The organism is Alteromonas sp. CH_MED4-4, from assembly GCF_037029575.1.
Taxonomy (GTDB): domain Bacteria; phylum Pseudomonadota; class Gammaproteobacteria; order Enterobacterales; family Alteromonadaceae; genus Alteromonas; species Alteromonas macleodii.
Genome location: NZ_JAYMEU010000003.1, coordinates 75,431 through 95,480, shown reverse-complemented (window position 1 = coordinate 95,480; position 20,050 = coordinate 75,431). Strand labels below are relative to the sequence as shown.

16 protein-coding genes are annotated in these 20,050 nt (G+C 44.4%); 5 read left to right on the top strand and 11 right to left on the bottom strand.

From position 1 onward, the window contains the following. Positions 1-154 precede the first annotated feature (154 nt). From WA381_RS03280 to WA381_RS03270, 3 genes are all read right to left on the bottom strand, one after another. A complete protein-coding gene (locus WA381_RS03280; RefSeq protein WP_156087297.1) occupies positions 155-1,660 on the bottom strand; it encodes a tryptophan halogenase family protein in 1,506 nt (501 codons plus the stop codon). Continuing rightward, positions 1,638-3,311, bottom strand: a complete 1,674-nt coding sequence (locus WA381_RS03275) for a tryptophan halogenase family protein (RefSeq protein ID WP_156087298.1) — start codon at positions 3,309-3,311, stop codon at positions 1,638-1,640. The genes WA381_RS03280 and WA381_RS03275 overlap by 23 nt, the downstream gene beginning before the upstream one ends. A gap of 143 nt (positions 3,312-3,454) precedes the next feature. Then, entirely contained in the window at positions 3,455-6,385 is a 2,931-nt protein-coding gene (locus tag WA381_RS03270; protein ID WP_014977831.1) for a TonB-dependent receptor, read from the bottom strand. A gap of 525 nt (positions 6,386-6,910) precedes the next feature. Here WA381_RS03270 and WA381_RS03265 point away from each other — a divergent pair. From WA381_RS03265 to WA381_RS03255, 3 genes are read left to right on the top strand one after another with little or no spacing between them, the layout of a single operon-like run. After that, the gene (locus WA381_RS03265) at positions 6,911-8,248 is read left to right on the top strand and encodes a GH1 family beta-glucosidase (RefSeq protein WP_156087299.1); all 1,338 of its coding nucleotides are present in this window, start codon (positions 6,911-6,913) and stop codon (positions 8,246-8,248) included. A gap of 17 nt (positions 8,249-8,265) precedes the next feature. Further along, a complete protein-coding gene (locus WA381_RS03260; protein WP_156087300.1) occupies positions 8,266-9,873 on the top strand; it encodes an MFS transporter in 1,608 nt (535 codons plus the stop codon). A gap of 45 nt (positions 9,874-9,918) precedes the next feature. Further along, positions 9,919-10,920 (top strand): LacI family DNA-binding transcriptional regulator, encoded by a 1,002-nt coding sequence (locus tag WA381_RS03255; protein ID WP_131137219.1) that lies wholly within the window; start codon positions 9,919-9,921, stop codon positions 10,918-10,920. Positions 10,921-11,060: 140 nt separating this feature from the next. Here WA381_RS03255 and WA381_RS03250 read toward each other — a convergent pair whose 3' ends face one another. Beyond that, complete coding sequence (locus WA381_RS03250; protein ID WP_156087301.1) at positions 11,061-12,230, bottom strand: DUF1624 domain-containing protein; 1,170 nt, start codon at positions 12,228-12,230, stop codon at positions 11,061-11,063. Positions 12,231-12,431: 201 nt separating this feature from the next. On the opposite strand from WA381_RS03250, the gene WA381_RS03245 reads away from it, so the two are divergent. Beyond that, positions 12,432-12,899: a nuclear transport factor 2 family protein gene (locus tag WA381_RS03245; RefSeq protein ID WP_156087302.1), complete on the top strand. Its 468-nt coding sequence runs from the start codon at positions 12,432-12,434 to the stop codon at positions 12,897-12,899. Positions 12,900-12,951: 52 nt separating this feature from the next. Here WA381_RS03245 and WA381_RS03240 read toward each other — a convergent pair whose 3' ends face one another. The 3 genes from WA381_RS03240 to WA381_RS03230 all read right to left on the bottom strand — a co-directional run bounded on the left by WA381_RS03240 (position 12,952) and on the right by WA381_RS03230 (position 15,549). Then, on the bottom strand, positions 12,952-13,593 hold the full coding sequence (locus WA381_RS03240; RefSeq protein WP_014951442.1) for an OmpA family protein: 642 nt from the start codon (positions 13,591-13,593) through the stop codon (positions 12,952-12,954). A 335-nt stretch (positions 13,594-13,928) separates the two neighbouring features. Beyond that, positions 13,929-15,143: an HD-GYP domain-containing protein gene (locus WA381_RS03235; protein ID WP_156087303.1), complete on the bottom strand. Its 1,215-nt coding sequence runs from the start codon at positions 15,141-15,143 to the stop codon at positions 13,929-13,931. Between the two features lie 67 nt (positions 15,144-15,210). Continuing rightward, complete coding sequence (locus WA381_RS03230) at positions 15,211-15,549, bottom strand: MGMT family protein (RefSeq protein ID WP_014951444.1); 339 nt, start codon at positions 15,547-15,549, stop codon at positions 15,211-15,213. Positions 15,550-15,628: 79 nt separating this feature from the next. Here WA381_RS03230 and WA381_RS03225 point away from each other — a divergent pair, with 79 nt between their 5' ends. Then, a complete protein-coding gene (locus tag WA381_RS03225; RefSeq protein ID WP_014951445.1) occupies positions 15,629-16,210 on the top strand; it encodes a tRNA-uridine aminocarboxypropyltransferase in 582 nt (193 codons plus the stop codon). A 23-nt stretch (positions 16,211-16,233) separates the two neighbouring features. On the opposite strand, the gene WA381_RS03220 is transcribed toward WA381_RS03225, so the two are convergent. From WA381_RS03220 to atpD, 4 genes are all read right to left on the bottom strand, one after another. After that, positions 16,234-16,833, bottom strand: coding sequence for a glutathione S-transferase family protein (locus WA381_RS03220; RefSeq protein ID WP_014951446.1), 600 nt, complete (start codon positions 16,831-16,833; stop codon positions 16,234-16,236). Positions 16,834-16,996: 163 nt separating this feature from the next. Next, complete coding sequence (locus tag WA381_RS03215) at positions 16,997-17,983, bottom strand: hypothetical protein (RefSeq protein ID WP_039228875.1); 987 nt, start codon at positions 17,981-17,983, stop codon at positions 16,997-16,999. A 199-nt stretch (positions 17,984-18,182) separates the two neighbouring features. Next, positions 18,183-18,596, bottom strand: coding sequence for a F0F1 ATP synthase subunit epsilon (locus WA381_RS03210; protein ID WP_014951448.1), 414 nt, complete (start codon positions 18,594-18,596; stop codon positions 18,183-18,185). Between the two features lie 60 nt (positions 18,597-18,656). After that, on the bottom strand, positions 18,657-20,042 hold the full coding sequence (gene atpD / locus WA381_RS03205) for a F0F1 ATP synthase subunit beta (protein ID WP_039221268.1): 1,386 nt from the start codon (positions 20,040-20,042) through the stop codon (positions 18,657-18,659). Between the last annotated feature and the right edge of the window lie 8 nt (positions 20,043-20,050).

Here is a 20,050-nt window from a genome sequence, read left to right as displayed (position 1 = left end):
TTTGTATGCGTTTTTCCCAATTTAGATAACACTAAACCCAGACTTCTAGCTGGGTATGGTGCTGATGCAGTGTGTTTGGTAACTCTTTAGTTAGAATCTGCTTGGTTCATCGTTAACGCGCTACCTGCCGCCAACATCTAACGCTTCTAATAACTCATCTCAGATACTGTGTTAGGAAGGCCTCGTGAGAGGGGAGTTTAGCCACGTGATGATCCACTTGCTGCTTTAATCCTGCCATAAACTGCCTAAGTGACTGTTCACTCATTTCGTCGGCAACACGATGATACTGGCTAGGTGTCATGCCTTGGCCCATTAATACTTGGGTCCAGGAATCAACACGGAAAATATCTCCGTCATCTAAAAACACACGGCCAGACTCGGCAAATAAAGCCAATTTATGCTCAAGTGACGGCGGAATCTCCATGCGCTGGCATTGCTGCCAAAAGGGGCTGTCCTCGCGCTGTGTCACCTTGTAATGCATAACAATAAAATCGAGTATGGCCGACATTTCGCTATCAAACTTATTATTGTATTCGTCGATTGCGCTTTGGGTTATGCCATCAAAAGGGAATAGGCGCATTAAGCGTATAAGGCCAGTCATGATTAGATGGATGCTGGTCGACTCTAAAGGCTCAATAAAGCCACTGGATAGCCCTAGCGCCACGCAGTTTTTATTCCAACCACGCCTGCGTTTTCCAGGAGTAAAACGAATCACTCTCGGCTCATTAATGGGCGCGCCTGTCACCTGCGATTTAAGTGTATTGATGGCGTCTTCATCGCTCATAAATCGGCTACAAAATACCAATCCATTACCCATTCGTTCTTGAAGAGGTATTTGCCAGCGCCAACCGGCCTGATGTGCCACACTTTTGGTGTATGGCACAGGTGGGGCTGTAAGCTCAGTTTGCATAGCTACCGCACTATCGCAGAAAAGATAGTGTCGCCAATCGTCGTAACCGGTGTGAAGGGCTTGTTCAATAAGCAGCCCTTTAAAGCCTGTACAGTCTATGAAAAAGTCGCCATCTATGACTTCATCGCTTGCTAATCGAAGGGACTGGATGTTGCCTGATTGCGGGCATACTACGACCTTTTCTATATCTCCTTCCTTGTGAGTTACCCCAGCATCACACGCTAGAGACTTTAAAAATCGACCGTAGGCAACAGCATCAAAATGATAGGCAAAGTTAAGCGGCATGGCTTCTGATGTGGCGAACTTGCTCTGTTTAGCGGCAATAAGTTCCGGGCAATAATCACCAAATTCACCACCAAATCCGTATTCTTTAGCCCTCAGCCAAAAATGGTGAAACTCGCCAGCCCAACACTCTCTTCCGGTTATACCAAAAGAATGAATATAGCTGTGACCTTGTTCACGCCAATTTTCAAACTCAATACCCAGTTTGAACGTGGCTTGTGTGGCACGCATAAATGCTTTTTCGTCGATGCCAAGCAACTTGTGAAATGTTCTAATAGGCGGAATAGTCGCCTCGCCCACACCTACAATACCAATATCTTTCGACTCGACTAACGTAACGTTTATTGACTTACCCAAAAGCCGTGACAGCGCTGTGGCTGCCATCCATCCCGCAGTACCGCCACCCGCAATAACAACGTTCTTAACGGGCGTTTGATTTTTACTGCTATCTAAACCCGATACGGTCATTAGAGGTGTCCTTTTTATCTGAAGTATTTTTTATGTCATTACAACTCGAAGCTGAAGCGTGCTTGTTCTTTTCACGTTGAGCATGCGAGGGCACGTGTTGTTTTTCGTTGCTGTAGCGCTTTGCAATATCATTGAGCAAAACTCTGTTAGACGGCAATCCCTGCAGATAAGCGTTTTTAGTTTGTTGTAAGGTTTCGCGAATGTGAACTGCTTTACGCTTATGCTCTTCATTTAGCCGTAAAGGCGATGTAGAAGAAGAAAAGCCCATTCCATACAGTACATACTGATAGCTAGCAGAGGGGAAAATCTCTTCGTTCTCGATAAGATCTAAACGTGAAGGGCTTTGATACTTCCACAGTTCAAGCAATTCAGCGAGGGAATCGGGTATGGACGCCTTATCTCTTTGCGCTAACCAATACGGCTCTTCTCTATCGCTTAAAGCATAATGTAGTTTTAGAAAGTCGATAACGCGCTGCCAGCGATATGCAAAGCGCGAGTTGTAGCGCTTACTGACTATTTCCATGTGTGCTTTGTTTTGCGGAAAAGCCTCACAGAGCATACGTAAGCCAAGCTCGACCATGGCAATGGCTGATGCTTCAAGCGGTTCAACAAACCCCGAAGACATACCTAAGCTCAAACAGTTTTTTACCCAAAACTGTGATCTATAGCCAGGCTCAAAGGAGAGTGTACGAAAAGAAAGCTCTGCATCTTGTGCACTAGGGTAACGTTCACGAACATAGTCAATCAGCACTTGCTTTGCTTGATCTTCATCTGTGAATTGAGAAGAGTAAACTAGGCCTACACCTCGGCGGTGCTGCAACGCAATATCCCACGTCCACCCACAGGTTTGTGCAGTGGCCACTGTGGTACTTTTTATTTCAGCATCTTCGTTTGAATAAGGCACTTGAAGCGCAACGGCGCGATCGTTGAGCATTGTGCGCTTAACCGGTACCCAGGGAATAGTAAAGTGTTCCTTGATAAGCAAGCCCCTGCTGCCAGAGCAGTCGATAAATAGATCGCCAACTATTTTTTCCCCGTCCTTTGTTGATACGCTTTCAATATCCCCGTTTTGATGAGAGTGAACACTGTCAACATGACCAACGACATGAGCGACATTTAACTTGTCTACGCAATGATTTTTTAACAGCTCAGCAAGCTTTGTGGCGTCGAAATGGTAACCGTAATTGAGCACATGGGCGTAGTCCGGCGTAGCAATTTGCTTTGGCGCCTTGCCTGCGGCACACATGGCGGCTTGTAACGAAAACACATCTTCGTACGATGTGTTTGGTGCGATTGATTTCCAACATGTATAAATATCGAGCTCGTTGTAGCCTGTTGGAACGGTAAATGGATGATAATAGCAGTGCCCGCCTTTACGCCAATTAACAAAGCTGGAGCCTTGCTTGAAAGCGCCATGACACAGCGTTAAGAATTCCGTTTCACTAATACCAATATCAAGAAGGGTATCGCGCAGTGACGGCCAAGAGCCTTCGCCCACTCCTAAAGAAGGGATGTTGGGTGACTCTATCAAGGTAACGGTGTGATTCGCGCTTAGTTTTGCGGCAAGTATCCCTGCTGCAAGCCACCCAGCCGTACCACCACCGACAATGACGACCCGATGCATACTGCTATGACTTTCGTTATCACTCATACGTTAAGAACCACGATATGCCCCACTGCACTTCTACAAACATGTTCAGTCGTTTTTCTGGTTACTATTCAAACAGCACTATGACAAAAAAACCCGCTAAAGCGCAACCCTAAGCACTTTAGCGGGTAAACACACCCCAATCGTTAAAACTTGTAGCGAACTCCCAGTGCATAGCGAGCGCCAAGCTCATCTAATTTCCACAACATAGCACTTGTTCTGCCGTGTCTACGGATATTTTCATCTGTGATGTTTATCCCTTCAAATGACACCGTAAGATCTTCAGTGATGTCGTAAGAAACATTGAAGTCTATTTGTGAATAGTCTTCGGTATAGCCCGGCTCATTAATGTACTGAGAGGTTGTATCAAGGAACTTATCACGCCAGTTGTAGGCAATACGCGCTTGCAAAGCATCTTTCTCATACATCAAGATGAGGTTTGCTGTGTCACTTAGTCCCACAAGGGCAAACTGAGTTATCGATGGATTTGCGTCATTATCAAAACCAATATCACCTTGCACTGTGGTGTAGTTAGCCAGTACCCCGAAGCCGCTATCACCAAAGAAGTGCTGCGCAGCAAGTTCGAAACCGTAAATATTCGCCGCTTTATTGTTAACAGGTTTAGAGTTAATGAAGGTAATCAACGGATCTTCGCTATTGGGCAGCACATCGAATTGCTGCTCAAACTGTTCGTCAGTCAATGAGTCATACTCGATACCGTTTTCCATCGCAGCAACCATGTTAAACAATGACGTGTCATTAATTGGAATACCACGCGCCTCTAATTCAGCGCGAGCCGCCTCTGCACGCGGTCCATTGGTAACGTCTCTCAACCCAAAGATATTTTCTTCAACTTGTTCATTACCGATAAAGTTCTTAACACGCTTATCGTAAAAACCAACCGACACATAGCTTGTCTCATCGAAATAATATTCGAATGAAAGATCAAGGTTGTCTGATTCTAATGGTATCAGCGATGGGTTACCTGAACTCGCGGTGGCGGTAATGCTGTCAGTAAGAATTGTCGGCCCGCTTTGAGGCGATACTGTCGCAGCGGCGCTCAAGTTGTTGTACGTGGGTCGCGCTATTGTCTTACTGTAAGAGAATCGTGCAATCATGTTTTCAACAACTTCGATATCGAAATCTAATGCAGGAAGTACATGGTCGTAACTTGATTCAACTTCAACATCTTCCATATCGCTTCCAAAACGGACGTTGAAATCATTATTACCTTCCCACGCAATGCCGCTAGGTAAACTTATATTTGCAATTGAAGTTACATCGGTATTTTCGTAGCGTACACCTGCCAACAGGTTGTACTCCATGCCGTTTAACTCGCCAGATAAATCCAATTCGAAATAAACCGCAGTTATGTCTTCTTCAATAGTACGGTTAGTTGCAAACGGGTTGTTGGCAAGAAAATCAAAACCGTATTCTTGAGCAGCGAATGCACCAATTTGCGCAACACTACCGGTAAAGCCCTGAGAGAACATCCCCTCAGTATTGAAATCGCTAAACTCACTCGCCAAATCCAGCGGTGTTAACGAACCAGCAGGAAGCTCACCCGGGTTCTCAATTCCCCAGTTGCCCATGGTGTGGCGGGTTAGAGATTGGAGCGATGTGCTCTCCATTGAGCGTGACTCAATACCAAAGTTAATGCTTCCGGTATCCATAACGTAAGAGCCATCAAGACGAGCTTGAGTAATTTCGGTGTCTTGCGACGAGAAATTCATGTCCAATATCGATGTACCTACGTCATCTTGGTCAAGCACGCCATTACCGTTAAGATTATCACGAGCTTCATCGTCAAAATCGACGAACATAATAGGGAAGTCGCCTCTGAAATCGACACCTTGCCCTTTAACTACGTTTGCGCCTAAACCAAGATTTGTCCACGTTCCATAGGGCGCATCTGGGCGTCCTTCTGCCGTCGAATTATGAAGGTCGAAGACTAGAGTTAGCTCGTCATTTACGAAGTACTCAAGGTTTAAGCCGATCGACTTGTTTTCGTTGACTTGGTTTAGTTCTTGAAGCGCCAAGCCTAGATCACGAGGTAGCAAATCTCGGCGTTCTTGAGTTATCAATACTGGCGTTTTTACCGTTTCATCATCAAAGGTTAGTTCGGTGAAGTACCTATCATCCATCCATATCGATTGCTCGGCTCGAGCTTCGTATAAGTCTTGCTTTGAATAGGTGTAATCAAGCGTGGCCGTCATTTTTTCTGAAGGAGCAAACTGGAACGTTAGCTGTGCATTCGTTCTTTCACGCTCTCGGTCTGCCATGTAATAACGTAAATCTGAGGGAATGGCGAAAAGCTGTCCCATGGCTGGTGCGTTGTTCAGCACAATTGGGTCACCGCTATCTGGGTTCGCTGGATCAGGTGATTGGGGCACCGTGCCATCAAATGGATTTACGCGCCACTCGTTCACAAACGCACCTTGTGCAGCACTGTCACGCTGTTGGAATGAACCGGTAAACGTAACGCCAAAGGTATTGTCATCATTGAGGTAATTGATGAAGCCAGATACTTCAGGCGTAACATCATCACCTACACGGTTAGTCGTATCATGCAGTGCTTTTGCGCCTACACTTGCGGTAATGCCATTGTCAGATGCTTGAAAGGGACGTGCTGTTCGTATATTTACCGTAGCCCCAATCCCCCCAGTTGCAATACTCGCTCTACCTGTTTTGTACACTTCAACCGCTCTAACACTTTCAGAAGCAAGGTCAGAAAAATCGAAGGCGCGAGAATTTGCTGCTCCGCCACCACCAGGTAACGCAGAACCAGGCATCGTACGTCCATTCAGCGTTACCATATTAAAGTCAGGTCCAAAACCACGCGCTGTGACTTGGCTTCCTTCACCATTATTCCGACTAATTGAAATACCAGTAATACGCTGTAGTGACTCTGCTAAGTTAGTATCAGGAAATTTACCAATATCTTCTGCTGAGATGGCATCAACAACACCAGCAGAGTCACGCTTGATACCCATCGACTCTTGAACACTACTTCGTATACCTGATACCTGAATAACTTCTATGTCTTTTTCTGTTTCTTGCGCCGTCGCAGATGACATCACACCGCTACTCAAAGCGGTCCCGAGTATCAATGACAAACTTGCTGCGATCTTGCTTTTATTTGGTGTTGTTTGTGTCACGGTCTATCTCTCTTTAATAGTGGCTTTTATGTGAGTTGTGAACCTTATGCGCTACCAGAAAGGGCTTTCCCAAAGAGAAGCTAGAACACCCAGACGTAAGAAAGCGCTTTCCGAACATTAATTCAACAAAAGTTTAAGATCAACACATTTTTTACAATTAATTCACAGGCAACAACTGTATCGAGAACACCAAACTTCTCACAGGAAAACTAAAAACAATTTAATTCAGTACTTTACAATAAAACCAAAGCTCCATTAGATTCCGGTAATAGTCATTTAAATATTATCAGTCACTTAATTCCATTAACGTAAAAATGACATAAATATGAGAAAGCGCTTTCTAATTGTTTTTTATTTGTGATATAAACCGCTTTGTTATTTCAGATTCATTGTACTGCCAGCATCCGTTTAGAATTTGTGCAGTAAGAAAAAGGTTATCGACATATGAAAAACATTTCGCTTCCCGCAGGCAGTCCCTTACTCAAAAATTCGTTTCTTTATGGAACTGCCACGTCAAGTTTTCAGATAGAAGGGGATGTCGATAACCGTCTCGAATGTATTTGGGATAGATTTTGTGAACGGCCTTCAGCCATCGCTGATCACTCCAATGGCGATGTCGCCTGTGATCATATTGCTCGCTGGAGAGAAGATTTCGACATTTTGTTAGACTTAAATGTAGACGCTTACCGTTTCTCTATTTCTTGGCCGCGCGTTATCACTCAAGAAGGTGAGCTAAACCCAAAAGGCGTTGCCTTTTATAAAACGCTAGTTGATGCGTTAAATGAAAAAGGCATTAAGCCATTTGTTACCCTTTATCACTGGGATCTCCCTCAGCACCTGGAAGATAAGGGTGGGTGGCTTTACCGACAAACTGCTTTTGCATTTGAAGACTATGTTGACAAAATAACGCAGGCGTTAGGCGAGTCCGTTTTTTCCTATGCAACGTTCAATGAACCTTTTTGCAGTGCTTATTTAGGGTATGAAATAGGCGTACACGCCCCGGGCAGAACGGGTAGAAAATACGGAAGAACTGCGGCTCATCACATTTTGCTAGCACACGGCCTTGGGATGAAGGTGCTTAGAAAAAATGTCCCAAATAGCGAAGCCGGTATAGTATTGAATTTTACGCCATGCTACCCCGCTACACAAAAGAAAGAAGACCTCTTAGCCACCCGCAAAGCAGATGACTATATCAACCAATGGTATATGCAGCCTGTAATGGAGGGAAGCTACCCCGAAGTGTTATTTGATATAGACGAAGCGGATAGACCACCAGTTGAAGCTGGTGATATGGAGACAATCTGTCAGCCCATCGATTTCTTAGGGGTAAATTTCTACACGCGATTACACTATTCTGCGCCCAAAGAGAAAGGCGCATTGTATTTCGAGCATCCTCATCAAGGTCCATTGACCGATATTGGTTGGGAAATCTATCCAAAAGCGCTTTATGATTTACTTACTTCATTAAACGAACGATATACGCTCCCTCCCATTTTTATAACTGAAAATGGTGCTGCAATGGCAGACGAACTCAAAGATGGTCTTGTTAATGATGTGGATCGGGTTGATTACTACAATTCCCATTTAAACATGGTACACAACGCAGTGATTGATGGAGTAGAAGTGAGTGGTTACTTCGCATGGAGCCTCCTTGATAACTTCGAGTGGGCGGAAGGATATGAAAAGCGATTTGGGCTAGTTTATGTGGATTTTGAAACGCAAAAGCGTACGCTTAAACTTAGTGCCAATGCTTATAAAGCGCTCATAGCAAGTCGAACATAACAACAGTGGAAATAGCAATGAACCATAAGCTGACATTAAAAGAAAAAGTGGGTTATGGCATGGGCGACGCTGCGGCCAATTTAGTTTGGCGGGGCGCACTAGCATATTTGGCGGTATTTTATACCGATACGTTCGGTATTACAGCCGCTGCAGCTGCGATGCTATTTCTTGTCGTTCGTCTTTCTGACGGTGTGACCGATATTATCATGGGAATGATTGCTGACAGAACCCAGACTAAGATGGGAAAGTTTCGCCCTTGGATATTAGGCTCCACTCCTTTTCTTGGCCTTTTCATGGTCCTTTGCTTTACCACACCTGATCTCTCGTATTCAGGCAAACTCATTTACGCTTACCTGACCTACATCGGACTAACCTTAGCGTATACGGTTAATAATGTACCGTACTCAGCGCTAATGGGCGTGATGACCAGTGATGATAGAGAGCGTACAAGTTTGTCTGGCTTTCGTTTTGCTGGGGCATTCTTTGGTGGACTGCTTGTTATGGGATGTTTGCCTATGCTGGTGGACTTGCTAGGCCAAGGGAACACTGCTGTAGGGTACCAATATACCATGTGGTTGTTTGCCACGTTGCTTGTCATACTAATGTGTGTAACAGTTTTTACCACGAAAGAGCGCGTTACGTTGCAGCAGGTTTCGAAGCCTCAAGTCACTAAACTGGACTCTCCAAAAACAGAGACAGGTACCCAAGTAGCGCCCGCTCCTCGTTCACTAACATCTGAACTCATCGACTTGGGAAAGCAACTACCGTTAATTCTAGTTCCTCTTTCAGCAATAACTGCCTTCTTTTATTATCGAGACGTTTTAACTGGGGCAATCTTCATTACTGTTATAGCGCTTACTACTATTGCAATTAAACGGTTAACTCGCCGACCGGAAGCCGAGAACACCCGTTCTCAGCAGGATATTATCGACCTGCTTTCCAACAAACCCTGGCTAATTTTGTTAGGAATGGGTTTTCTAACCATGATGTTTAATGGCATCAAATATGGCGTTATTGCCTACTATTTCAAATATTACATGGGCAATGAGCTACTCACAGGCTACTTTTTCATTTCACTGCTGGTGGTGTCGATTTTCGGCGCATTAGCAACGTCCAAATTAGCCGCTATGTTTGGTCGCAAGAAGCTCTTTATTATCGCGCTGTTAGCAAGTAGCGTATTGACCTCTGGCATTTATTTTGTTCCTCAGAAAAGCGTGAGCGCCATATTCATTCTAGGTTGCAGTGCAGAGTTTTTTGCAGCCATATTGCCTACCTTATTTTTCTCTATGCTAGGAGACTCGGCAGACTACAGCGAATATAAGACAGGTCGAAGAGCCACCGGACTCGTCTACTCTGCAGGCTCTTTTGTTCAAAAAACAGGGGGAGGCTTCGCAGGGGCGCTCGTCTTGTTGGTATTAGGAAGCTATGGCTATAACGGTCTTGATATCAATACAATTAATCAAACGCTTCCAGGAATGAAGTCTTTAATGAGTTGGATACCGGCGCTATTTGGCTTTGCTGGCGCGGCGTTAATCTGTCTGTACCCATTAAATGACGAAAAACAAAAAGAAGTTACACAAGCTTTACTCTCTCGACGTAGCGAACAATCGCCGATATCGGCATAATACAGTCAGTTAGAGTGATTGTTTTAGAGAACGAGGTCTTATCACGTGCCCACCATTTATCAAGTTGCCGAGCGTGCAGGTGTTTCTTTATCTACGGTATCCCGCGTATTAAATGGTAAGGCTTCAGTAAACAAAGTACTGAAAGAACGCGTAGAGAAAGCGGTTAAAGAGCTAAATTACCGCCCAAATTCTGTCGCTCGTTCATTGGCAAATAACCGCACTGACAGCGTCGGGGTACTCGTACCTGAACTCAACGCCCCGTTTTTTGGCGATCTGATGCAGGCAGTAGAGTCAACGCTGCGCGCCGCAGATAAACATGTCATTATTTCGGTAGGACGAAATTGCCTAGAAACAGAGAAAGATGCGGTAGAGTTTCTTATTAGCCGTAACTGCGATGCACTCATCATGCATGCAGAAGCATTATCCGATGAGTATTTATTGGAGTTAAACCAGTCGAAACTTCCCGTTGCTTTGGTTAACAGACAGGTAGAAGGGCTACCTGAGGCATGCACTAGCCTCGATAATGAAAAGGGTGGATATCTGGCTACCCGCCACTTACTCGAGCTAGGCCATAAAGACATTGCATATATTTCTGGACCGACTGACAAGTGTGACGCGAGCTTGCGCTTGGAAGGACATAAACGCGCCTTGTCGGAAGCAGGGTTGCCCATAAACCCACAGTTGATATTTAACGGCGACTATTCTGAAGAAGACGGGAAGATTGGCTTGTTAGAGCTCATGGCGCGCGATATGCCTTTCACGGCTTTAGTGTGCGCCAACGATTGGATGGCATCGGGTGCGATAAGCTGCGCGAGAGATTTAGGCATGAGCCTTCCCCACGACTTGTCTGTGGTTGGTTTCGATGACGTGGTATTTGCCCACCATGTTTTTCCTCGTCTTACCACGGTGAGTAACCCAATTGCGGAAATGGCTGAAATGTCAGCCAAGTACATACTTAATAAAGTATATGGTCAGGCTAATAACGTTCAGCTGTACTTCGAACCTTCCTTGGTTGTTCGGGAGTCTACGGTAAAACATGAAGGATGAAGCCAAGCTGGTAAGTCGAAAACCGACTTTCATCTAAACTCTCAATTAAAACTTTCAATTAAGTGTCTTTCGCTTCCAATAGCGCACTTTGCTACCCACCTTAATGATGATACGACCCACAATAGACGCGAAGGCCTGTCTTACAAGTATTTGAGCCAAGGGGCGTGGTGCTTTGATTTATAGGCGCTAAACCATTTAACAGGGAAATAAAGCACTAAACTAAGGCCAGCAGCTATTAACCATATTTGCCAAATATGGTCTACGCCCACGTATTTTCCTTTATTCGCCCCCCAAATAAAGAATGCAATACCGTACATCACCAGCAATACGTACAAATGCAGGATGTAGAAAAACATCGGGACCGAGCCAAAGGTGTCAAGAAACGCAAACTGCGTATCCTTAACGCGCTCGAAAGCAAACAACAATAGAAACATGCCGGCCAGTGTAAAGAGCAAAAATGCTAAAGACGGGGGGTACTTAGTCAAATTAAGTAATGACATCAACGTAGTGATGGCACTTTGTTGTAGCTCCCAAGGCAAGGTCTCACCATAAATATTTAAACCGCGAAGTAGGAAAAATAGGCTGAGCGACACTGCAAATAAACCAAGCAACCACCGACCGCGTCGCGCTTTATCAAGCTGTTGACTGTAAAGAGGCCCACATGCATAACCGAGCAGTATTACCCCTATCCAAGGAAGCACGGGATAACTCACTTTAATGTTTAGGGCGGCTGACTGAAGTATATATCCTCTATCGTGCAGCATTGTCCAAAGCGTATAGCCTGTTTCATGTGGAACATAGCTAATTGGCGTTAGTGCATTATGTCCAAAGACAATTAAGAGGCCTAAAATGAGCAACAGAGTTCTTGGAAGATAACTCAATACAGCCAGAGCAATCATGCTGATACCTATGGCCCACATCACCTGAAGATAAAGCGTTTGGAAACTCGCCCCCCAGCTAAACGTAATAAATGTGACCTCTAAGAACAAAATAAACAATCCACGCTTAATTAAGAACTCTCTGACATTGCGTGTCGGCTTAGCCTTATTCGCTGAGTCCATTGGATTGGCATAGAGCCATGCAGACAGCCCCGTTAAAAACACGAATGTGGGTGCGCAGTAATGGGCGGCTAACCGTGTGAAAAATAGAGAAGGTGACGTAGTATCGATATCCATAGGATTAGATACCTGCAAATGCAGAAAAAAGCGCTCTCGCACGTGATCGATAAGCATAATGAGCATGACCAAGCCACGCATCATATCGATGCTTCGAATACGGTTTCGTTGAATACTAGAAGACATTTTAGCCATTACATCAAGGAGGAAATATTTGCTATCAACACAACTTCGTTCAGAATTTAGCGGTAGTTTTAGCCACTCACAGCATCGATAGTTAAACGATTAACCCAATGCTATAACATTGCAGTAAACAGTGGCAATTATTTGCTTCGAATATACTAATGATGCGTTCAACAGCATAATAAGAAATACTAGAAGAAAAACGGAGTCACTATGAAATATCTATTGTTAGGTCTGCTCATGCTTGCTGTTGCGACGACGTCCGTTGCGAACAACGACCGCGACGCAGTGAATCAGACACTTAATGCTCTACATCACAATGCGTCTATTGCAGACTTTGAGCAGTATTTTGGTTTGTATCACGACAGCGCGATCTTTATTGGCACCGACGCATCTGAGGTATGGACCAAAGAAGCGTTTAAGGCGTATGCCAAACCTCACTTTGACAAGGGCAAAGGATGGACATACCACCCGCGAGACAGGCATATCTATTTTTCCCCTAATCACGATGTAGCCTGGTTCGATGAACTGCTCGATAATGAAAGCCTGGGAGAAACACGAGGCACGGGTGTCTTAATAAAAGAGGGAGCGAAGTGGAAAGTAACCCAATACCATTTAACGATCCCTATCCCCAACGCGCTTGCAGATAGCGTTGCTAATCAAATTAAAACCATGCAATAAAAAAAGCCCCGACGTAACGGGGCCTTTGTTTCTCTTTAGGTCTTAACTACCTTTAGGTATTAGACTGTGTGAGTGGTTGAATTTCCATCTCTACTCGACGGTTCATCGAGCGGTTTGCTGCACTATTGTTAGGTACTTTAGGTGCGTATTCGCCCATACCTACCGTCGTGATACGCGTCGGGTTAACAGAATAGTTAATTAGTAAATTCTTAACCGCTCCTGCACGACGCTCAGATAAAGACTGGTTGTACTGCTCAGAGCCAGTGTCATCCGTATGGCCTTTGATCATAAGAACAGTTTTTTCGTAGTTGTTTACAACTTTGGCAACGTCTTGAAGAACCGGATTGAAGTTAGGGCTGATGCTAGAACTGTCAGTAGCAAAGGTAATGTCGCCCGGCATGATCAATCGCAGATTATCGCCTTCTCGCACAACTTGAACGCCAGTATCAGAAAGCTCATTTCGAAGCTCTTCTTCCTGTTTGTCCATGTAGTTACCTATCGCACCACCTGCGATTGCACCTACCGCAGCGCCCCACGCATAACGACTTTTGTCGTTATCACCTGTCGCTTTACCCAGCAATGCGCCTACTACCGCACCAATAGCGGCACCTTTTTGCGTATTATTCGGATCAGTTGCGCAACCTGCTACCGTTAGTGACGCAGCAATCAAACTTACAGCAAGAGTCTTTTTCATAACTTCCTCTTATTTCAATTAAAAGCTTAATATTGATGAGTTGCATTTATCCATTGCCACTCTCAATAAGCTCAGTGTTAGTTTTGCATTAAACAACTACAGTGATAGCAATTAGCGTTCCACTGGCAAATATTCTGTATGTAAGCAACAACGAGTATCTGAGCGCCACGAGTTCGTTTCCTGCTTAACTTTTCCTTAAGATCAGCACTCAAAGGCACTACAGCACTTCTTGTTTAGAGGAGTGTAGGACATCAAACCTGAACGTTAGCTAAATGAACGTTGGAATAAAGAAGAAAAAATGCGTTGGTACACAGTGTAAATACTACACTGTGTTGCTAAAAAGTAACGTTGTAGCCTATTGAAACTGAGCGCTCAAAAAATGCGTTCACATCAATCTTATAGTCAGACGCTATGACGGCTTTGTTGATACTGACTGTTTTATCCGATGATAGGTCAACATCTTTCGGCGTTAGATAGTGGTTACTGCGAACCGAATAAAAAACCTTTACGAGTGGCGTAAGTGGGGAGTCTCTATGTTCAAGCACCATCGCTAATTTATCATTTGATAATAGAACTAGGCTCCCTACGGGGTATACGCCCAGACACTTTATAAACTGTTGAACGAGCGACTGGTCAAGACGCGTTGGCGCATCACTCATCAAAATAGAGAATGCCTTTTGGCTAGACATACCGGCCTTATACACCCGGTCCGCGGTGAGTGCATCGTACATATCGGCAATGGCAAGCATTCGGCCTGCTTGACTAATATCCTCACCTTTGGTCCCAGCAGGGTAGCCTAACCCGTCCAATCGCTCATGATGCTCACTAATCGCTTGAATCAGTGGCTGCGCAATTTCCGTACTTTTTAAATAGTCGACCCCGTGCTTTACATGACCTTTCATGATCTCCATTTCGCTGTCCGTAAGGCGGCCTGGCTTATGAAGAATTTCATCTGGAATTTTGATTTTGCCCAAGTCGTGTAGAAAGCCAGCATAGGAAAGGTCTTGCACCTCTTCTTCAGACATCCCTAAATACTTGCCAAAATTGGCGAGTAAAATAGCAACGTTCAGAGAATGCTCTAGTAAATAGTCGTCTTTTTCTCGAATTTTAGTCAGACAAAGCAACGCATCGGGGTTTCTATCTACCGACTCTACCAACTTGTTTGAAAATGCTTTGGGAATACTCGCATCAAAAGGCGTCTCTTTTTGTACATTGGCAAGTAACAACTTTTGAATTGCCTTTCCTTGCTCGTGAAGCTTTGCGGCTCTTACCAGCTCATTTTCTAGTGATACTTTTTTTGATTTTACCGGCTGATCAGAAGGCGAGTTTTGGTGCTTTTCCACAGTGGCCGATGAGCTAGGTTGCTCAACGTTAAACGCCTTATCTGTATCAATGGCGAGGGTTTTCACACCTCGCTTTCTAAGTGTTTTAACCACGTCATCAGACGTAACGCGGCCTTGGCTCGTAACCCTCAACGCACCTTTTTGCTCTAAAATTTGATGAACAAACATGCCTGGCACTAACTGATCAATAGTAATCTTTTTTATCATCTTATATGCACTGCACTATATTAATCGCCATATATTTGCTAACTGCTTTCATATAAAAAGTGAAAGCTCAGTACTCTAACTCTACTAGTATAGTGTGTAAATCTGGCTTCCAACCAAACTTCGTCATATTCACTCGGTAGTTTTTAACGACCACACCTTCCTCTGCTAATCGCTCTCGCTGCTCATCCGCTTTATCAGAGCCAGCAGGAAAAGCAATTTTACCGTCAGCACGTAGTACGCGATGCCAGTGGCAGTCAGCATTTATCTCTCTTAAACACTTTCCCATCATTCTAGCTCTGCCGGGTAATCCACACAGGTCAGCGAGCAAGGCGTAACTTATTACCTGTCCCTCAGGCACTAAAGAAAGCGTTTTCTCTACTCTAGATTGTACTGCTTCATTCGGCATGTTGTATATTATCCTATCTATTAAGTTACTTAGTTAATAAGTGCGATAAACGTTCAAAAGAGAATAAAGAAATTCAGTTATGCGCCTTTATTGTGAACACTGTGGATATCCTCAAAAAACCTGTATTTGCTCTCACATTAACACAGTAGATACATCGTTAGAGATTGTGATAATTCAACACGAAAAAGAAGCACTTCACGCCAAGAATACGGCGCGCTTAGTTTCATTGTGTATTCCTTCGACGCGAATCATACTTGCTAATGATGTCGTCGCTATGCAATCCCTATCCGAACACTGCTCACGTCGACATTCAGTGCTTGTTTACCCAAGTGAATGCAGTACACCGATAGAAAATGTCGATGCCGTTGCACGTTCTGAGATCACAACGCTAATTCTAATAGATGGAAGTTGGAAACAAGCATTTGGTCTAGTTAAACAGAACCCATGGTTAACAAAGTTACCAGCGTTTCACTTCATTTCTGCACCCACTTCTAACTATGCTATTCGTCATACGACATTAAGCAATGCACTTTCCACGCTAGAAGCAACAGCTTATGCGCTACAGTGCTTAGATCAAATCGACGTTTCTGGGCTTTACAGAGCACAGAGAGCCTTACAAGATAAGTGGCAAGGCCCTATGTCACATAGAAGGCATTTCTAGCGTAGAACTTCGTTTAGCGCACATTACGCGTTCATGGGAACGAAGCCCTTTTGATCTTTGACTAAACTTATCCAATTTCGAATGGCAGGATAGGCGGAAAGGTCAAACCCGCCCTCGTGGGCAACGTGGGTATACGCAAACAATGAAATATCCGCAAGAGTTAACGTGTCACCTAGCAAAAACGGCGTAATTTTAAGTTGATGCTCCATGACAGCTAGTGCGCGATATCCACCCGCTTGTTTAGATTCGTACTCCGCTTTCCTGTCCTCGGGTAGCCCTAAATAAACATTGATGTAACGAGCAACGGCGATATAAGGCTCGTGACTGTATTGTTCGAAAAACTGCCACTGTAAAAGTTGCGAAAAACTATAGGGAGAAGAGGGGATTAAAGGAGTGTTAGATGCCAGGTAGTGCATGATGGCATTGGATTCTGACAACACCCTGCCGTCGTCTAGTTCAAGCAACGGAATTTTCCCATTAGGGGTCTTTTCTAGGAAAGAAGGAGCGCGTGTTTCTCCTTTCATAATGTCCACATCAATCCATTCGCAGGTTTTACCTAACAAAGAAAGAAGCAGTTGGAGCTTGTAACAGTTTCCTGAACGCGTGTCGCCGTATATTCGCACAATGATATCTCTATGACCTAAGAAGATTTACCATACCAACGCAATGTGAATACGACAATTATTAATAGCTGTTAGGGTGCGAGAAGGGATTAAGCGAGCCTTGTCTAGATACCACATAGACCGCTGCGAAAAGATAAGGCAAAGAACAACAGACCCGAATAGACTAATGATAGCGAGGGAGTTGAATTAACCATTCAACAATGAACAATAGAACCCAAGAAATCGGTATTAACGCAATACACGCAGCCACTCTAGCCTTATCTCTTGGGGCAAAAACCCTCGCCCCCATTTTTAAGACTCGTTCTTTTTCGCTTTCTAGTTGCTCAATTGACGCAGCTGTAGAGAATTCTTCGTGCTTTGCACATCGTTTAATACCGTCTTCTATGTTTTCCTCAAGGTGCAGAACAGCAGCTTTCTGCTCTTTCTCAAGCATACTTTTAAGCTTTATTACCGGCCAAAATAGATAAACGCTCACTATCCCCGTGAAGAACGTCACTACTAGTACATCAATGGAAGGAATGTCTTTTTTCAACCAAAAGATAGGAAAAATGGCCAGTGCTCCCATCGCAAATATGCTGTTAGTTGTTCCTAATTTTAAAATCGTCATGATGGACTTAAGTCGGTCAATATTTCCACCGGCTTGGGGCAAAACTTTAGAAGTTAGGTACTTAATGTTGGAGGAGATCTGAAACAAAAATAAAATGGCCAAGAACCAAAAGGGGACGGCTGTGGCCGTTAAGAATAAAACGTGTATTTCTTGTTTTACCGTGATCAATCCTTCGAATATGCAGTAAACAATCGTGATCATAATAGAAATGATGATTGCATTGAAAATATGGTGTCTAAATTCAATGGCGAGTTCTCGCCTATGCGCCGAAAACTGACTAAGCTGATTGGTTTTTACAAGCAAAGAAATAAGGGTGCTAGCCACGTTTTGATGCATTAAACGAAGCGCAAACCAAAAGTATCCTGTAATAAGCGACATACCAATAGCAGAGTTGAAGTCGCGCTGTGCACGTACATTTCCCACTTCAGGCCAATCTAACGCACCCGTAAAATAATGCACTGAAAGTAAAATCAGTGTTGTTAGCAGAGGAAAAAATCCAATAGAGGCACCTTTGTGCATGTTGGAATACGGGTTAAGCTTCATTTCTATAATTCGTTACAGGCAAAGGTGGCACTAGAATTAGCGCCGATTACGTTTTAATTTAAATCGGTTAAAACGCTCTAACGATAAGCTTTGTGTAGTGCGATAGCAATAAAAATAAACGTAAGAGAATGTGAACGACCACTTTTCGTTCGGCAATAAAAAACCCGCCATTTGGCGGGTTTTTTCAAAGCTGTGCTTTTTACTTGCGTAACTTCTGAATAAGACGAAGTTGAGCAATAGCTTCTGCAAGCTCGTGAGCTGCTTCAGCGTAGTTAAAGTCAGCGCCTGGGTTGGCGATGTGCTCTTCTGCACGTCGTTTGGCTTCTTCTGCTGCCTGCTCGTCAAGATCTTCAGCTCGAACCGCGGTATCAGCCAGTACGGTAACATTGCCAGGTTGTACTTCTAGTACACCACCTGCAACATAGATTACTTCTTCTTCACCGTGCTGTTTAACCAAACGCACCATACCAGGTTTAATAGCAGAGATAAGTGGCGCGTGCCCTGGGTGAATACCCAGCTCACCTTCGCTACCTGTCACCTGAATCGCTTCAACGCGACCTGAGAAAATCGCTTTCTCCGCGCTTACTACGTCCAAATGTACTGTCATTGCCATGTGAACCTCCTGATTAGGTACGTTAGCATGATGCTAGGCTAGCAACTGCTAGCCCTGTCATTATGCTTTCTTGGCTTTCTCTAGCGCTTCTTCGATAGAACCAACCATGTAGAAGGCCTGCTCTGGAAGGTGATCGTATTCACCGTCTAGAATGCCTTTAAAGCCACTGATTGTGTCTTTTAGCGATACATATTTACCAGGTGCACCAGTAAATACTTCTGCTACGAAGAACGGCTGAGATAGGAAACGCTGAATTTTACGAGCACGTGATACCACTTGCTTGTCTTCTTCAGATAGTTCGTCCATACCTAGGATCGCGATGATGTCTTTCAGCTCTTTATAGCGCTGAAGAACAGTCTGTACGCCACGTGCTACGTCATAGTGCTCTTGACCAATTACTAGCGGGTCTAGCTGACGAGACGTTGAATCTAGTGGGTCTACCGCAGGGTAGATACCTAGAGACGCGATATCACGAGAAAGTACTACCGTTGCATCCAAGTGAGCAAAGGTTGTCGCTGGAGATGGATCAGTCAAGTCATCCGCAGGTACGTATACCGCTTGGATTGAAGTGATTGAACCTGTCTTCGTTGACGTAATACGTTCCTGAAGTACACCCATCTCTTCTGCAAGAGTAGGCTGGTAACCTACCGCAGATGGCATACGACCTAGAAGTGCTGATACCTCAGTACCTGCTAGGGTATAACGATAGATGTTATCTACGAAGAATAGAACGTCACGGCCTTCGTCACGGAACTTCTCAGCCATTGTTAGACCGGTAAGTGCAACACGTAGACGGTTACCCGGTGGCTCGTTCATCTGACCGTATACAAGCGATACTTTATCAAGTACGTTTGATTCGTTCATTTCGTGATAGAAGTCGTTACCCTCACGTGTACGCTCACCAACACCAGCGAATACTGAGAAACCGCTGTGCTCGATTGCGATGTTACGGATAAGCTCCATCATGTTTACGGTTTTACCTACACCCGCACCACCGAATAGACCAACTTTACCACCCTTAGCGAATGGACAAACCAAGTCGATTACTTTGATACCAGTTTCTAGTAGTTCTACCGAGCTAGACTGATCTTCGTAGCTAGGCGCTTCACGGTGAATAGACATACGCTCTTCTTCACCAATTGGACCTGCTTCGTCGATTGGGTTACCCAATACGTCCATGATACGACCAAGTGTCTTCGTACCAACTGGAACCATGATTGGGTTACCGGTATTTTCTACTGCAAGACCACGTTTTAGTCCATCAGTAGTACCTAGTGCGATGCCACGAACAACACCACCACCTAATTGCTGTTGCACTTCCAGGGTTAGACCTGACAAGTCACCTTCGGTAACTTGTAGTGCGTCATAAACTCTTGGTACCGCATCTTGTGGAAATTCAATATCCACAACGGCGCCAATGATTTGGACGACCTTACCTTGACTCATAATTTGTC

Coding starts and splice junctions, on each gene's coding strand:
- WA381_RS03265 (WP_156087299.1), top strand. CDS start 6,911: ATGAAAAACATTTCGCTTCCCGCAGGCAGTCCCTTACTCAAAAATTCG.
- WA381_RS03275 (WP_156087298.1), bottom strand. CDS start 3,311: ATGAGTGATAACGAAAGTCATAGCAGTATGCATCGGGTCGTCATTGTC.
- WA381_RS03235 (WP_156087303.1), bottom strand. CDS start 15,143: ATGATAAAAAAGATTACTATTGATCAGTTAGTGCCAGGCATGTTTGTT.
- atpD (WP_039221268.1), bottom strand. CDS start 20,042: ATGAGTCAAGGTAAGGTCGTCCAAATCATTGGCGCCGTTGTGGATATT.
- WA381_RS03280 (WP_156087297.1), bottom strand. CDS start 1,660: ATGACCGTATCGGGTTTAGATAGCAGTAAAAATCAAACGCCCGTTAAG.
- WA381_RS03230 (WP_014951444.1), bottom strand. CDS start 15,549: ATGCCGAATGAAGCAGTACAATCTAGAGTAGAGAAAACGCTTTCTTTA.
- WA381_RS03215 (WP_039228875.1), bottom strand. CDS start 17,983: ATGAAGCTTAACCCGTATTCCAACATGCACAAAGGTGCCTCTATTGGA.
- WA381_RS03240 (WP_014951442.1), bottom strand. CDS start 13,593: ATGAAAAAGACTCTTGCTGTAAGTTTGATTGCTGCGTCACTAACGGTA.
- WA381_RS03245 (WP_156087302.1), top strand. CDS start 12,432: ATGAAATATCTATTGTTAGGTCTGCTCATGCTTGCTGTTGCGACGACG.
- WA381_RS03260 (WP_156087300.1), top strand. CDS start 8,266: ATGAACCATAAGCTGACATTAAAAGAAAAAGTGGGTTATGGCATGGGC.
- WA381_RS03250 (WP_156087301.1), bottom strand. CDS start 12,230: ATGGCTAAAATGTCTTCTAGTATTCAACGAAACCGTATTCGAAGCATC.
- WA381_RS03225 (WP_014951445.1), top strand. CDS start 15,629: ATGCGCCTTTATTGTGAACACTGTGGATATCCTCAAAAAACCTGTATT.
- WA381_RS03270 (WP_014977831.1), bottom strand. CDS start 6,385: ATGTCATCTGCGACGGCGCAAGAAACAGAAAAAGACATAGAAGTTATT.
- WA381_RS03210 (WP_014951448.1), bottom strand. CDS start 18,596: ATGGCAATGACAGTACATTTGGACGTAGTAAGCGCGGAGAAAGCGATT.